The following is a 16,768-nucleotide window of genomic DNA, read 5'->3' as shown; positions in this document are numbered from 1 at the left end:
ACAAACTTAGTTTACAACTGTAAACAAAAACTGTCAACTTTCTTTTCTTCTTTTTTTCTCTGTTAGTTCTTGCAAGAAAATTTTTTTATCTTTTTTACTTTTCAAAATGACTACTTGTATTTTATTTGATTGTTCCTGCAAAATTTTTTCTAGTTCTACTACTTGTTTATTGGGAAATTGCCAAATGTAAATCAGAAAGTCTAAGTATTCTCGATCAAATTTTTCTTGAAATGTTCTTGGCATGTCTGGTCTAGAGGCTGGATTGATTCTTCGTTTGAAGGAACGAGAAATTACTCGAAACAAGGACAATAGACGTGGCACTTTCAAGAGGATAAGTGTGTCCGCGTGGTTAAAACGTAAATCACTTGTGCCTAAATAATTGCCATCGATGATCCAGTGTTCATTTGTGCGGATAAACTTTTCTTGCTCTGATCGAAACCAAGCTTGAGCCTCTTCACTGTAGTTTGTTTGATGCCATAAAAAATCCAAAGGTAATAAATTGGCTTGTGTTACTTGTTGAAGTTCCCGAGCAAATGTTGACTTTCCTGAACCAGAGTTACCCATGACTAAATACTTCATTGATAGATCTTCCCTTTCTATTTTCTTGATTTTATTTCTGTGTATGAATATGTATACCTTTTACGATACACAAAAAAATAGGACCTGACAAACTAATCACTAGTTAGTCAGATCCTATGATGAATTCTAGTCTCAATTTTATTGCTGAATTATGCTTGTGGAATTGTTTCTGATACTGGAACTTCTTTGTTCTTATCACGACGTGCAATCGCAGGTAAGATCATTCCTAGTAAAATCAAGACAATTGGTGTAATGATATTTGAAATCAATTGGAACCACCATGCTTTTGGATCAGCTGCATACTCAATTTTTGGAACCATACCTAAGATACACGCAAATGCTGTAAACGCAAAGCACCATGCACCGAAGATATAACCAATTTTGGGATTTTTAACGAATTTGTACTCTGAAGTGAATTTTTTATATGCTTTATTCAACATCATATAAGCCAAGAATACCCATAGATAACGCATTGGCATTACAACTGAGTTTAAGTTAGTCAACCATTTTACTAATTCGTTCATATCTTTGATACCGAAAATTGGTAACAAGATAATGATACTTACTAAGATCCCTGTCAGGAAGTACCCGTTGACCAAAGTTCCTTTGCGATTACGTTTACGCAACCAGTTTGGCACAAACTCAGGGTCAGCATCAGCTAGCAAGATTTTTAGCGGTGCATCAATTGAGAAGGCTAAAGCAGAAATTTGCCCAACCATGTTCGTCAACGCGTAGATGATCATCAACGCATTTCCAATTCCATAGTAGTTACCTAAAATTTGGAAGGCACTGTAGGCACCATTTGCCATTAGGTCTTTGGGAATATTGTCACTTGCAAATAGCATACCCATTGCCACTGAACCTAATACCGCACAGACACCAACCATTGCTGCTAAGAAAATCATTCCTTTTGGAAACTCTTTTGCAGGATTTCTTGTTGAGTTTACGTAAGGAGAGATTTTTTCTGCTCCACCCACTGCGAAAACTAGCATTGAAACGGTTGTGAAGTAACTAAAATCAAATGTTGGGATATATGTTTTCACTTGATTCATATGTGGTGTAGCAAATTCCATTGTTGGGTTGATGAATGGTGCTGTCACTGCTAATAAAATGAATAGTAATGACATGACAAACATCGCAGTTCCCGCTAAACCACCGATCACTTTCAATGTTGATAATCCTTTAGTTGATAAGTATAAGAACGCTAAAAAGATTATTAATGAAATAATAGCAACTAATTGAACAGACATCGTATTGACGATATCCCCATTTCCTTGAACAGCCCAGCCAGCGGCAATCAAAATTGCTTGTGGTTTTTGTGCCAAGTAAGGAATATGCACAACCCAATAAGTCCATGCAGCGTAATAAGCTAGTCGTTTATTGGAAGTTGTATTTTCAACCCAAGAGCTTACGCCACCTTTACTGTCCTTAAATGTTGATCCTAATTGACCAACAATCAAAGCATAAGGAATAAAATAGATTGCAAGAATCAATAACCAAGAAGTAATAACGGAAATGCCTTGTTGTGCATAGTTATTCACAACATTTCCCATACCCCAGACCATATTGAATGCAATCAATGCAACTGTGAACCAGCGCAGTTGTTTGTCGTTCATTGTCTCTCTCCTTTGATATAAAGTATCTATTGCACCATGTAATAATAATCACTTTTTTTGGCTGTCGCAATAGTTTGTTATTTTAAGTGTGTATTCTTTTATTATAAACACATCATTTTAAAATTATTTTTTCATCATAAAACCAGAAAAATATTTTTATTTCAAAAAGCTTTCGTCTTATGATACTTGCAAGACAAAATTTTCTGAAAAATGAAAATACATTTTTGTCCGTTACGACTTCTTTTAGAATTACATGAAAAAAATCCAAGAGATCAGTAACAATGATCTCTTGGATTCGAACATGCGTTATTTTTACCATAATAACGGATTTTTTTCGTATATTTTATTTGTCAATATACATTCATTTCATTTTTTCACTCGTAAGCATCTCATTGCATTCAAAACAGCAATCACCGTTACCCCAACATCAGCGAAAACAGCATCACCCATTGAAGCAAACCCCAACGCACCAAGGAGTAAAACTAAAACTTTCACACCAATTGCAAAGACGATATTTTGCTTCACAATTCGCAATGTCTTACGAGCAACTCGCATCGCATCTGCAATTTTTGAAGGTTCATCGTTCATAATAACAACATCAGCTGCTTCAATTGCCGCATCGCTTCCTAGTCCGCCCATAGCGATTCCGACATCCGCTCTAGCTAAAACGGGTGCGTCATTGATTCCGTCACCTACAAAAGCTACTTTACCAGAGTTTTTTGCAAGAATCATTTCTAATTTGTCAACTTTATCTTGGGGAAGCAATTCACTATAAACCTGATCAATGCCTACTTTTTCACCTACAGAGTCAGCAATTTTTTTTGCATCCCCTGTCAACATAACTGTTTCTTTAACGCCAGCTTTTTTCAATTTATTCATAGCTTCTATCGCATCCACTTTTAGTGCATCTGCAATCAATAGAAAACCAACATATTTTTGGTCAATGGCAACGTAAAGTACTGTCCCGACTTCTTCACTCGCAGAAAATGCGATTTGTTTACGCGCCATCAATTTTTGATTACCAACTAGAATATCATGAGCCTCAATCACTGCTGAGATTCCTTCACCAGCAATTTCTTCTACTTGTTCACTCACTAATAAAGGACCTTGGTAAGCAGCCAAGACTGATTGGGCAATTGGATGCGTAGAATATTGTTCAGCACTTGCCACATACTGCATAAAGTCTGTTTCATCCATCGTTGTTTCAATTGTTTGAACAGAAAATTCACCTTTAGTTAACGTCCCTGTTTTGTCAAAGACAACAGTTTCTGTTTCTGCAAGTAATTCAAGATAGTTACTTCCTTTAACTAAAACCCCAATCTTACTTGCACCACCTATCCCACCGAAGAAACTCAATGGAACAGAAATCACTAAAGCACAAGGACAAGAAATAACCAAGAATGTCAATGCACGATAAACCCAGTCAGAGAACACAGCATCAGGAATCACTAATGGTGGTACAATTGCTAACAATAAAGCTAAGACAACTACGATTGGCGTATAGTAACGCGCAAATTTAGTAATAAAATTCTCAGCTGGTGCTTTCTTACTACTAGCGTTTTCAACTAATTCTAATAACTTACTGATTGTTGATTCACCATAAGTTTTCTCTACGCTCATGACAATAGGTTGATTTTTATTGATAAACCCACTGAGAATCATTTCGCCACTGGTTACTTTTCGTGGCACAGATTCCCCAGTTAAAGCAGAAGTATCGACCATGGATTCACCGTCAATAATCGTTCCATCTAGTGGGACTCTTTCACCTGGTTTAATCAAAACTTGTTGTCCTAGCTCGACTTCTTCTGGTGCCACATCCATCCAACCTTCAGCAGTTTTGACGCGTGCTATGTCAGGACGAATGGCCATGAGTTCGCGAATGGATCGTCGTGATTGTTTAACCGCAAAACCTTGGAAATATTCACCCACTTGGTAAAACAACATGACAGCAACTGCTTCAGGATATTCCCCAATAACCATTGCACCAATTGTCGCAATCGCCATCAAAAAGTTTTCATCAAAAATCTGACCCTTAGTTATATTCATGACAGCTTTTTTTATTACATCAAAACCGATTAACCCATAAATAAGGAGATAACCAATCAGACGAATAGCACCAGTCGGCGATAGCCAAATCAAAAGCCCCATTCCCACTGCGGAAACAAGAATCCGAATCAAATCATCCCAACTAGTATCATGTTCATGATCATGGTCATCTTGCTGATTATTTTTAAGCTCATTAATCGTCACATCTGGTTCGATTTCTTTAATCGCTTGCTTTGTTTTATCTTCAACGGTTGCTAAATCTGCTTCGTCTGCAACGATTCGCAACTTACTCGTAGTAAAGTTTACATTTGCTTCTTGCACACCTTCAATTGTCTGTACTTTTTTTTCAATTTTCATTGCGCAATTTGCACAATCTAAGCCATCTAAACGATATTCTTTATTCATTTTCTTTCCCTCCCTACAATACATATGAATATCTCTTCATAAGTTATTATAAATGAACGCACATTCATATGTCAACTGGAAGCCTTCTCTTTTTTTCTTTTATTTGACATTTTACGTTTCCTGTCAAAAAAAAGCGGACAAAACGAAAATCGTTTTGTCCGCTTTTCAATTTGTTACTCAAAATAATAGTGATTACTTGCGACAATCTCTGCTCCAAATGGCATCAACGCCAAACGAGCCAATTTAAATGATTGTTTGCCAAATGGAATACCTACAATTGTGATACACAAAATCAAACCACTTACAATATGCGTTAACGCCAAAGGAAGACCTGACACAATCAACCAAATCAAATTGACAATCAATGAAAAGCCACTTTGATGATAGATCACTTCTTTTCCAAATGGGGCAAAAGATAAAGAAGCAAGTTTGAAACATTGTAATCCGATTGGAATTCCAACAATTGTGATACACCATAATGCGCCCGCAATCAGCCAGCCAAGTCCCCCAACTAATCCTCCAAAAATAAACCATAAAATATTTCCTAAACAGCTCATACTATTCTCCTTTTATAAAGTTACTTAAATCTATTATCGCATAAAATACTAAAAAAGAAGCATGACAGTATCGTCATACTTCTTTTTTAAACTCTTTTTATTAAGTTGTATTCTTATTTAAGGTGTTCAAGAAGTAGCTCTGATAAATCAGTCTAAACACTCAAAAATTTGAAAAGCAATTTCTGACAATTTATTCTTGTTTACTGGAGTTGGACACTTTTTTTACAACCTTTATGGATAAATACGGTTCAACAAACGAGGGAATGGAATGGCCTCACGCACATGATCAATTCCTGAAATCCAAGTAACTGTACGTTCCAACCCTAAACCAAAACCTGAATGAGGTACAGAGCCGTATTTACGCAAGTCAAGGTACCAAGAATATTCGTTTTCATCTAAGCCATGCTCACGAATTTGTTCTAGTAAAAATTCGTAATCAGTTGCACGTTCACTACCACCAATGATTTCGCCGTAACCTTCTGGCGCGATCATGTCTGCACAAATCACAACATCTTCACGGGTAGGATGTGGTTTCATATAGAAAGGTTTGATTGCTTTTGGATAGTTTAAAATGAAAACTGGTTGCTCAAATGAATTCGCAATAAACGTTTCGTGTGGTGAACCGAAGTCTTCGCCCCACTCAATATCATCAAATCCATTTTTCTTCAATAATTCAATTGCATCATCATACGTGATACGTGGGAAAGGTAACTTAGTATAAGATTTCAAAACTTCTTTATCACGTTCAAGTACATCTAACGCATAGTCACAGTTATCTAAGACACTTTGAACTAAGAAAGCTACATATTTTTCTTGAACTTCTAAGCTTTCTTCTTGATGAGTAAAAGCCATTTCTGGCTCAATCATCCAAAACTCGATTAAGTGACGACGTGTTTTTGATTTTTCTGCACGGAATGTTGGTCCAAATGAAAAGACTTTTCCAAATGCCATTGCAGCAGCTTCCATGTATAATTGACCACTTTGAGAAAGATACGCTTTTTGATCAAAATAGTTTGTTTCAAATAAATCAGTTGTTCCTTCTGGTGCTGAACCAGTCAAAATCGGTGGATCAATTTTAACAAATTGATTCGCATTGAAAAATTCGTATGTGGCACGAATGATTTCATTTCTGATTTGCATGATTGCATGCTGACGTGATGAACGCAACCATAAATGACGGTGATCCATCAAAAAATCTGTCCCATGTTCTTTGGGTGTAATCGGATAATCATGGCTTTCACCAACTACCTCAATGTTAGTGATCCCAATTTCATACCCAAATTTTGAACGGCTATCTTCACGAATTTCACCAGTAACAGTAATAGCTGTTTCTTGGTGTAAGTTCTTAGCAGTTTGGAAAACTTCTTCTGGTACCTCACTTTTGACAACTACACCTTGGAAAAAGGCTGTTCCATCTCTTAATTGAAGAAAAGCAATTTTTCCGCTTGAGCGCTTGTTAGCAACCCATGCACCAATTGTCACAGTTTCTCCTACATGGTTTTTCGAATCAATAATTTGAATTTGTTCCACGAATGACTCTCCTTTTTTTCTTCCTGTTTTACTTTCAGGATTCATTTTGACTTTTACTCTCAATAAATTGAGCAATTCTCAACACGGCTTCTTCAAGCGTTCCAAGATTTGTCGCATAACTTAAGCGAACGTTCTCACTTGCACCAAATCCTTCACCCGTAACTAAAGCAACCCCTGTTTCTTCTAACAGATCTTCGACCCATTTCGTCACATTACTATACCCACAAATAGCTAAAGTTTCTTTCACGTTTGGAAATAAATAAAAAGCCCCTTGTGGTTTCGCAAGTTTGACACCTGGCAATGCTGCCACTAATGGATATAAACGGTTCAAACGTTCTTCAAATGCCTGACGCATTTCTTCCACCGTATCCTGCTCTCCTCTTAACGCTTCAACCGCAGCATACTGACTGACTGCTGTTGGATTGCTAGTGGATTGTGACGCAATCGTAATCATTCCATCAATGATTGTTTGATCACCAACTGCGTAACCAATTCGCCAACCAGTCATGGCATATGTTTTTGAAACACCGTTGATGATAATCGTTTGTTTGCGAATTGCTTCGCCTAGTGTGGCAATTGGAGTAAATTCATTGCCATTATAAACTAAACGACCATAAATATCATCTGCAACAATCAAAATATTATTTGCAACAGCCCATTTTCCAATTGTCAAAAGCTCATCTTTGGTGTAAATCATCCCTGTCGGATTAGATGGCGAATTGATAATCACAGCTTTTGTTTTGCCTGAACGGGCAGCCTCTAACTGCTCTACTGTCACTTTGAACGCATTTGTTTCTTCTCCGCGGACAAAGACTGGAACACCTTCAGCTAATTTGACTTGTTCCCCATAACTTACCCAGTAAGGAACGGGAATAATCACTTCGTCTAACGGATCAAGAATTGTTTGAAAAAGCGTGTATAGGGCAAACTTCGCTCCATCAGTAACGATGGTCTGTGAAGTCTGATAATCAAGCTGATACTGTTGCTTTAAATAATCAACAATTGCTTGACGTAACTCTGGAATTCCAGCAGTCGGCGTATAGTAGCTTGCTTTCCCATTTTTGATAGCTTGGATGGCAGCTTCCTGAATATTCTCAGGTGTTGCAAAATCTGGTTCACCGACTGTTAAACTCAAGATATCTCTACCTTGGGCTTTCAGTGCTTTTGCTTTAGCTGCCGCTGCAAGTGTCACAGAAGGCTCTAAACGTTGTGCTCTCTTAGATAGTTCCATCTTTTTCGTCCCTTCACAATTAGATATTTTGAATGGTTTTCACTTCGTCCCCTGATTCAAATGTAATCAGGTAATAATTTAATGAATTGTCTGTCCCTTTAGCAACAACTTCCCAAACAGGCTGATCTTCAAAAATTCCTAGTGTTGCTTTTTCAATCACAGCTTCTGGATGCGCTTCTTGGATTTTTTGTTTAGCTTCTTCTTCTGTTAAACCCTTGTTTTGTTCCAAAACTTTCACCTTATCACCAGATTTTGGAATGATGACCACAATTTTTTGATTTTTTTCATTCGTACCCATTAGAGAAAAATAAGTTTTCTCACGTGTGTACCAGTAAAACTTGTCCACATTTTCCAAATTTGCATATTTTTTTGCAAGAGCAGTCGCTTCTTTTTCCGCCTGTGCGTAAGGGCGATTTGATCGTAAATAAAAAATCGAACTAAAGACAATTACTGCTAATAAAAATACGATCAAACTAATCAATACACGATTAATGGTTCTTTCTCTTTTTGATTCTTTCTTCAAGGATCGTCGCTCCTTTATCTTCATTGCCTTTCATTATAACAGATGTTTCTCCCAAAATAGGAAGATTGTATTGACTTTATTCTTCTTTTTTTGTTAAGAATTCACTGATTTCTTGGTAAATTACTTCGATTGGTTCTTCTTGGACTTTTACCTTTTTTGGTAAGGAACGTAGCATTCTTCCACCATATCTTGCAGTGAGCAATCGACGATCCAAAATCAACAACACACCACGATCAGTTTCGGTACGGATCAGCCGCCCCAATGCTTGACGTAACTTTAAAGCTGCCTTAGGTACTGATTCCTGATAAAAAGGATTGATACCTTTAGATTCAAGATAGGCATTTCTAGCTTTTACCATTGGTCGTTTTGGATTGTCAAAAGGTAGTCGTGTCACCACAACAATTTGGAGTGCATCTCCAGGTAAATCTACCCCCTCCCAAAAACTGTCAGCACCAAAAAGAACACTCATTTCTGACAACATGAATCGCTTCAATAATTTTTCGCGACTTCCGCCAAATCCTTGTGCTAATATTTCTCTACCTTGTTCCAACATTCTCATATGCATCTTTTGATAGACCTGTTGCAAAATATCATGCGAGGTGAACAAGACTAAAATAGGTCGCTGTTCTCGCTTGATCAGCCCCGTTAATGTTTTGGTCAAATATTCGATATAATCCTGACTTGTTACTTGGTTTATTGCAGGTGCTTCTGTTGGCAAATAAATTCTTGCTTGGCTTTCATAATCATAGGGTGAAGCAATCACTTTCAAGGGCGTTCCTTCAATACCCAGTCGTTTTGAAAGATAGTTCCGATCTGGACCAATTTTCAAAGTACCGCCAATATAAAGAATATGTTGATATCTTGGATACCAAACAGTTGTAGGTAATAACGCTGCTTGAAAATCATGTAGATGAAACATCATTTGCTGTGGACCACTTCCAAGTACAACCCAATGAATCAACTGTTCACGCCAATCCTCCAACCACTGCTCCATAAATTGCTGTTGCGTGTCTAATTGGTCAAACAAAGCATACAAATTGGCTAAGTCCAAGCGCATTTGATTTGACCAGCTTTCTTGAATGATTTCCAAGCTTAATTTCAATTGTTCATGAAGCTGGTGGATTTCTCGATAAAATAATTGCAAATGGTCAATCGCAATCCCTGCCTCAAATGGTAACTCATCTAACAATTCTTTTGTTACCATGACCTCTTCTTGATGATGGTTTTCGTTTTGATTCAACAACTCCGTCAATCCTTCTGCAATCGTGAACTGAGCTTCACATAAAGAAACTAATTCCTGTCGGTAAATCTGTAACCAGCGAGTCACTTCATGGTTATCCGGCAAATAACTACTCATTCGGTCGAATAATTGTCCTTCCTCATTCAACTGTTGAACTTGTTTATAGAAATGTGCGACACTCAATCTTCGATCATTGATTTTTTCGGCAATCTCAGGCAAATGATGCGCTTCATCAATCAGTAAATAAGGACTTTCAGGTAGCAACGGCTCTTTGCGTAACGTTTCTTGGACTAAAAATGCATGATTGACAATCAAAAAATTACTTTGTTTTGCTTTTTCCAATAAAAAACGAACAAAATCTTGTTCATAAAATGGCTGATTCGGCGCTAAAAAATGAACTCCACGATGGGCAATATCGTGGAAAAAGAGATGGTTCAGATTCGTCAAATGTAATTCATCTAAATCACCTGTTTTAGTTTGTGTCAACCAAACTAAAACCGACATTTGATACAATGCATATTGTTTTTGACTAGGTGCTTCGTTTAACGTCGCTTTCAAACGTTGAAGATCAATATAATGACGAAAACTTTTGATGATAGTCGCTTGGATTGGCTGATCCAGTAATTGGTTCAGCAAAGGAATGTCTTTCTCGACAATTTGTTGCTGAAGAACTAAGGAAACAGTACTGATAATAGCAGGCTTCTCAGGTGTTGCTAAATAGCTTAGTGGCAACAAATAGCCAATCGTTTTCCCCATTCCCGTCGCAGCTTCGATCATCAAGTTTTTTTGTTCCTCTTTTTTAGTGAAGTGATCGTACACTGCATTCATCAAACGATTTTGTTCTTTGCGATACATCAATGTTTCGCCAAACATTCGCTCTTTTGCCTGTTTTTTTCTTGGATAAGTTTGCGTACCATAGTGAATCTGTGAAAACAGCTCTACTTGCTTTTTCTGTAATGCGATTCCATCAATGATTTCAATGGAATCATCTAATGGCTGGACTTGCTGTTTCATTTCTTCAACAACACGTGCGATGAATCGACTCGTATCCATCCCAGTGTATTTGCTTAGTCGGGCAACCTCTTCCAATGTAACTAATGGCAACTGACGCATGCGCTCTTCAATCAGCAAAAGGAGCTGACCAGTCACTTCCGCATCGCTGTCAGCCTGATGTGGATTTTCATGAATGAATCCTAAGCTTTCCGATAAATCGCTCAAACGAAAACTTGGTTCTGTTGGTAAAAAAATCTGCGCTAATTCAACCGTGTCGATCCCCGGAATCTTCAATTCTGGAAGACCACACCGCATTAATTCTTGATTTAAAAATTTATAATCAAAGTAAATATTATGTGCGACAAATACTGTTTCTGCTAAGAGATTGTAAATCGTCGGTGCGACATCTTCAAAATAAGGCGCATGTTGGACGCGTTGGTTCGAAATTCCTGTTAAATGTTGGATTTGTTTTGAAATCTTTCGCCCCGGATTAATGTCGATCGAAAAGCGTGAAGTGATTCGACCAGCTTCAATCATGACGCAGCCAAATTGAATGATCCGATCTTCTTTTGGGTTCGTCCCAGTCGTTTCAATATCGACGACCGCATAAGTTGTTGGTTTCAAAATAATTTCCTCTTCTCTTGCCGCTTCGTTTACTTTTTAGTACGGATGTTTCTTTTGAAATTATACTACAAAGAAGAGGCTGGGACAAAAGTGTTTCACCTTAAAAGACAGAATGAATGTTCAAAAATGATTCACGCTTTTTTCCCCCTCTCTTTCTCAACTAGCTACTGAACTTTTATAACAAAAAAGACTAAGAATTTTCGTCCTAACATCCTGCTCTTATTTTTTCCATAAAAATTGGTTACTTGCTTGTTGAATGAAGAAAAAAAACAAATACGACAAAATAAAAAAGCTTGGAATAATTATCAAAAAGATAACTACTCCAAGCTTTTGTTTAATTTATAGGTTAATTAAGCTTTAACAACGTTAGTTGCTTGAGGTCCACGTTGACCTTCTTCAACATCAAAAGTTACTGCTTGGCCTTCTTCTAAAGTTTTGAATCCGTCGCCTTGGATAGCTGAGAAATGAACGAATACGTCGTTTCCGTTTTCTGCAGTGATAAATCCAAATCCTTTTTCTGAGTTAAACCATTTAACTGTACCTGTTTCCATAATAAAAATCCTCCTTGTGTTTCAAACACATATTTTGCAATTACTTGTATGGTGAATATCTGGAAGATGTTTATTTGAAACAAGCTACCATAATTACCGAACAGAAACTACGACTATTAATATACCACACATCTATTAGAATAGCTAGAATTTTAGAACATTTATTTAAAAAAAATCAATTTTTTCACAATTCCCACCTTAAGTAGAATTCGAACGATTTTCTTTGAAGTTTTTTGATTATTAAGAAAGGAAACGGATACGCAAAAAAAAAGAACAAGAAACCAGCGCAACGTCTGACTTCTTGTTCTTAGCAAAAATAGGAGAAATAACAGAGCAAGCTTTTTATACTACCTAGAAACTGCCTGCGCTCCTGCATAATCTTTATGCGCCATTTCTACTCTTATTTCACCAGTTTAATCAAAATATTTCTTTATTTACTAAAGTAGTAAAACTCTTTTGAATACTTGATTGTTGTTTTGGCAGAGCTGAACATTTTGTGCCGCAACCTTTATTCACGTTGTTCCTCAAATAGCCTTCCTTAATATCTCAAAATCGCCACCAAACTCTTTTCATCAGGCGATTCTTTTTGATCCAAGATAAAGACTTGTCCGCCTGTCTCAATGACATCGTCAGCTAATTGATTCAAAACTTGACGTCGATCATATTCTGTTTCTGGATCTTCACCAAAGCCATCAACTAAATTAGAAGTTGCAATAAACAAATGCGAAATTTTACCTTCTTTCGCCGCTGGAACAATATCCACTAATTGATCAATGAATTTTTTATCCAATAATTTATTATAACTTTCAGCTTCTTTATCCGCCAATTCTTTTGACAAACGTTGTGCACCAACCTCAATATCTTTTAACGATAATTGAGCTGGTGACGCTGAGACAGCAACATCTGAACGATAATCTGGGTTTTTGGCTACTTTTTTGAAAACAGCCTGATTTTCTGGTAAGGCAAATAAATAAATCGGCCATTTTTCTGGATTTTCAAATGTATCACGTAAATAATTATCTACCGCTTGGTAATAGTTAATCCAATCGATTTTGACTTCTTCATCTTTTGTGCTAACTCCATGGAATGTCATGCCTTCTTTTGAAGTCCCAGCTTTTCCACTCGTAATAAAGTTTAGATTCCCACCTGTTAATTCGTCGCCTAAAGCTGTTACGATGTCTACCGGTGCATCTTCTGGTAATTCGATTTCTTTGACCATCTTGTTGTTTACTTTATACAACTTCATGGAATCACGATTCAACCCTAATAAATAATAAGAATAGTTGAATTGCGCGTTTTTGATGATTGCCAATAAATAAGGTAAATCACTAACATAATATTGATCATCAACTGGAATACTTAGACGGTAAATATACGATTGCTCTTCATTTAAGACAACTGCCACGCTCTCTGTGCCACTACGCCAAAATGAAGCATCATTTAGGATTTCTTCAATCTTTTCTTTAAATGGAGTCCACTCATGTTTTGAGTATTTTTTTTCAAAACGTTTTTTGGCTTCTTTCGCAAAATTTTTAAATTTGATTTGATCTTTTTCAACATCTTGATGTGAAACGTGTGTGTTCAACATAATTGTGACGAACGGACCTTTTGCACCTTCTGAAGCTAACTGAGACAACAATTCTTTATCGATTTTTGTCATAAACGTATCCCTCCTAAAAAAATCATTCCTACAATTAAAGTCTACCACAACAATTTTTTTCAACCCAATAAAACGAATTAACTCCAGCAAACGGTTTCGCTTTTTTCAATCATTCATGTTTTATTCACATTTAAACCATTCTTTCCTCTCATCTTCACAGCAAATGATTCAAAATTAACTGTTACAGTGAAATCATCAAATAGAAAAATTTCAAAAATAGCTTGATAATTAACTTAAACGAGGTGAAAACGATGCAATTACTAATTATTTTTAGTTTATTAAGTATGATGAGCTTATTCGCATTTGTCGCTAGTCGTGTTGTTGAACTTGAACCACAACCAGCTAAAGTACGCGTAAAAAACGATTAATTCTATTCCTATTTAACTCTTCGTCTCCTGATTCGATCACATCTAAAGTTTTTTTCAGAAACATTGAAAGTCCCCACACTCTCTGATAAAATTTTAATTTGTACGAAAAGAAATCAATAAGGAGACCGAATATGTCCATAAAAAAAACACGGTTAGTTGTTCTGTTTGCTAGCCTCATCTTATGTGTTGCTTCCCTTTTCCCCACATTAACTGTTAGGGCTGATGACACGTTTTCTGTTGGCGCAAAAGCAGCTTTTGCAATTGATGCCGAAACCGGCAAGATTTTGTATAACCAAGATGGTGATACGCCAATGGGAATTGCCTCAGTCACAAAAATTATTGGTCTTTACATCATTCTTGACCAAGTTAAAAATGGAAAACTTGCTTGGGATGATGAAGTATCCATTTCAGATTATGCCGAGGAACTAAGTGTAACACCGGATCTATCAAATGTTCCATTGCACAAAGAAAACACGTATACTGTCAAAGAACTTTTTGATTCTGCTGCAATTCAGTCTGCTAATGCCTCAATTGTTGCACTTGCTGAAAAAATAGCTGGTAGCGAACCTAAATTTGTTGAGATGATGCAATCACAATTAAAAAAATGGGGAATCACAGACGCTACTCTAGTCAATGCTTCTGGACTAAATAATAGCTATTTAGGTGACAATCTCTACCCTGGCAGCTCCGAAACAGACGAAAATCAACTTTCTGCTCGTGATGTTGCTATTGTTGCTCGCCATTTGATTCTAGATTACCCAGAGATTTTAGAGGTCACAAGTACTGCGACTCAAATGTTTGGTGAGGACACTGTTTCACCAGTTGAAATGGTGAACTGGAACTGGATGCTTCCGGGATTCATCAATCACAAAGAAGGCGTTGATGGACTAAAAACAGGAACAACTGATTTTGCTGGTGCCTGTTTTGTTGGTACGATCAAGAAAGATGATCGTCGTGTAATCACTGTTGTGTTGAATGCAGATGGTCACGAAGAAAATCCAAGTGCTCGCTTTACTGCTACTGCGAACTTGATGGACTACTGCTACGACAACTGGTCCGAAAAAGAATTAGGAAAAGCTGGAGCAAGTATCCCAGACATGAAAACGATCGATGTTCTTGACGGAAAAGAACAATCTGTTCCAGTCGCACTTAAGTCACCAGTTAAAGTTTGGGTCCGTAATGATATGGATACAGGAAAGTTGAACATTACACCTACACTTTCAAAAGATTCATTGACAGATAAACAAATTCAAGCACCTGCAGAAAAAGGAACAAAAGTCGGAACTGCTATAATTACTTTAGCAGATGATAAGCTTGGCTATTTAGACGAAAAAGATGCACCAGCTACCGACATCGTCACAACTGCTAAAGTCGAAAAAGCCAATATTTTTGTTCTTGGTTGGCGTCATGTTGCTGAATTTTTTACAAATCTTTTTTGATCCTGAGTAAACTTCCACTCATTTAGCGTGAGAAGCGTTTGTCACATGACAAAGGCTCTCACGCTTTTTTGTTTCTCACTTTCTTTCCATTTTTTGGTTTTATTAAAAGCTTTTTTATAGAAATTTCGTTATACTTAATGAATGAAAAAGGAGTTGAACGTATGAATTTAACCAGAGATCTTGCTTTTATGGCTCTCTATTTTTTAGGCATTGTTGGTGTTTATTATTGGCGGAAAAAACAAAAAGATCCCGCACTTTTTTTCTATGGTAGTACATGGTCTTTTGGCGTATTGCTGACTTATCTGATTGTATTAGAAATTTCCTATCATTCACTTTTTTTTATGATTCCCTTGTTTTTCTTTAGTATTTTTGCCTTTTTTTATTTTACGGAGAAAAGGCGCCTACTAAATGGGTGGCTATTTAATTTATTTCTCATCAGTTTTGGCATTTACTTAGTCATGCTATTGTTTGAAACAGAGAATGTTTTCATTGGTGGACTACTTGCCTTGATTGCTATTCCCCTTCTTTTAATCCTGTTATTTGGATTATATATACTGATTGTTGTTTTATTTTGGAATGGGATAGTGGTACTAAAAAAAGAATCGCATTCACTGGCAAATTTATTGACGTTATTACTTGGCATTTTCTTAACCATCTTTTTGTTAACTGAACTTTTCTTAATTCAATATCTGCCACAATGGGCAAATGTTCTATTCAGTGTTGTGCCAATGATTTTATTCTACTTGTTCGTCGTATTTTATAATTTCTTGACAATTTCTGTTCTGTACCAATTTAATCGCCCACGGTTCAACCAAGATTTCATCATCGTTTTGGGTGCGGGGCTTTTAGGTGGCGAAAAAGTATCCCCTTTACTCGGACAACGAATTGATAAAGCAATCGCCTTTTACCGAGCACAAGAGCGAGCGACACTTAATCCACCAAAGCTATTGATGTCTGGTGGACAAGGGATTGATGAGAAATTGCCTGAAGCCGTTGCAATGAAAGATTATGCGTTAAAAAAAGGCATTCCAGAAGATCAGATTCTTGTTGAAACAAATTCAACGACTACTTTAGAAAATATGCGTTTTTCTAAGGAAATCATGGATCGTCTAATGAACGGCCCTTATCAAGCAATTTTCAGTTCAAATAACTATCATATATTTCGTGCAGGAATGTATGCACGAGAAGCACAACTAAAGGCAAACGGAATCGGTTCAAAAACAGCTTTGTATTATTTGCCAAATGCTTTTCTTAGAGAATATATTGCTGTTTTAATGATGAATAAAAAGCGGCATTTAATTGCATGTTCGTTGATTTTCCTATTTGATTTGTTACTTGTGTTAGTCACGCTGTTTAATTAAGTCGTGAAAGAAGTACCTAGCTCCAATAAATAAAAAGCAAGTCTA

Annotated in this window: 12 protein-coding genes; 2 read left to right on the top strand and 10 right to left on the bottom strand. The window is 36.7% G+C overall.

Features of this window, described 5'->3' with window-relative positions; genetic code table 11:
• Positions 1-33 precede the first annotated feature (33 nt).
• The 10 genes from DOK81_RS00065 to DOK81_RS00020 all read right to left on the bottom strand — a co-directional run bounded on the left by DOK81_RS00065 (position 34) and on the right by DOK81_RS00020 (position 13,555).
• Positions 34-579, bottom strand: coding sequence for a topology modulation protein (locus tag DOK81_RS00065; protein WP_206906983.1), 546 nt, complete (start codon positions 577-579; stop codon positions 34-36).
• A 149-nt stretch (positions 580-728) separates the two neighbouring features.
• Positions 729-2,195 (bottom strand): amino acid permease, encoded by a 1,467-nt coding sequence (locus DOK81_RS00060; protein ID WP_206906981.1) that lies wholly within the window; start codon positions 2,193-2,195, stop codon positions 729-731.
• A gap of 366 nt (positions 2,196-2,561) precedes the next feature.
• A complete protein-coding gene (locus DOK81_RS00055; protein WP_206906979.1) occupies positions 2,562-4,646 on the bottom strand; it encodes a heavy metal translocating P-type ATPase in 2,085 nt (694 codons plus the stop codon).
• Positions 4,647-4,819: 173 nt separating this feature from the next.
• On the bottom strand, positions 4,820-5,203 hold the full coding sequence (locus DOK81_RS00050; RefSeq protein WP_206906977.1) for a YccF domain-containing protein: 384 nt from the start codon (positions 5,201-5,203) through the stop codon (positions 4,820-4,822).
• A gap of 231 nt (positions 5,204-5,434) precedes the next feature.
• On the bottom strand, positions 5,435-6,733 hold the full coding sequence (gene asnS / locus DOK81_RS00045) for an asparagine--tRNA ligase (RefSeq protein ID WP_067483937.1): 1,299 nt from the start codon (positions 6,731-6,733) through the stop codon (positions 5,435-5,437).
• Between the two features lie 34 nt (positions 6,734-6,767).
• Positions 6,768-7,964 carry a pyridoxal phosphate-dependent aminotransferase gene (locus tag DOK81_RS00040; RefSeq protein WP_206906975.1) on the bottom strand — a complete coding sequence of 399 codons (1,197 nt, stop codon included), beginning with the start codon at positions 7,962-7,964 and terminating at the stop codon, positions 6,768-6,770.
• Positions 7,965-7,983: 19 nt separating this feature from the next.
• Complete coding sequence (locus tag DOK81_RS00035) at positions 7,984-8,511, bottom strand: DUF5590 domain-containing protein (protein WP_206906973.1); 528 nt, start codon at positions 8,509-8,511, stop codon at positions 7,984-7,986.
• Positions 8,512-8,563: 52 nt separating this feature from the next.
• Positions 8,564-11,344 carry a helicase C-terminal domain-containing protein gene (locus DOK81_RS00030; RefSeq protein WP_206906972.1) on the bottom strand — a complete coding sequence of 927 codons (2,781 nt, stop codon included), beginning with the start codon at positions 11,342-11,344 and terminating at the stop codon, positions 8,564-8,566.
• 350 nt (positions 11,345-11,694) lie between these two features.
• Complete coding sequence (locus DOK81_RS00025) at positions 11,695-11,895, bottom strand: cold-shock protein (RefSeq protein ID WP_206898494.1); 201 nt, start codon at positions 11,893-11,895, stop codon at positions 11,695-11,697.
• 538 nt (positions 11,896-12,433) lie between these two features.
• Positions 12,434-13,555, bottom strand: a complete 1,122-nt coding sequence (locus tag DOK81_RS00020) for a hypothetical protein (protein ID WP_206906970.1) — start codon at positions 13,553-13,555, stop codon at positions 12,434-12,436.
• 499 nt (positions 13,556-14,054) lie between these two features.
• Here DOK81_RS00020 and DOK81_RS00015 point away from each other — a divergent pair, with 499 nt between their 5' ends.
• On the top strand, positions 14,055-15,362 hold the full coding sequence (locus tag DOK81_RS00015) for a serine hydrolase (RefSeq protein ID WP_206906968.1): 1,308 nt from the start codon (positions 14,055-14,057) through the stop codon (positions 15,360-15,362).
• A 161-nt stretch (positions 15,363-15,523) separates the two neighbouring features.
• Positions 15,524-16,723 (top strand): YdcF family protein, encoded by a 1,200-nt coding sequence (locus DOK81_RS00010; protein WP_206906966.1) that lies wholly within the window; start codon positions 15,524-15,526, stop codon positions 16,721-16,723.
• Positions 16,724-16,768: the final 45 nt, after the last annotated feature.

It is taken from the genome of Enterococcus sp. DIV0660C (genome assembly GCF_017316125.1).
In the GTDB taxonomy this organism is placed as follows: domain Bacteria; phylum Bacillota; class Bacilli; order Lactobacillales; family Enterococcaceae; genus Enterococcus_B.
The sequence above is the reverse complement of the archived record's forward strand: the minus strand, read 5'-3'. Positions and strand labels throughout refer to the sequence as shown.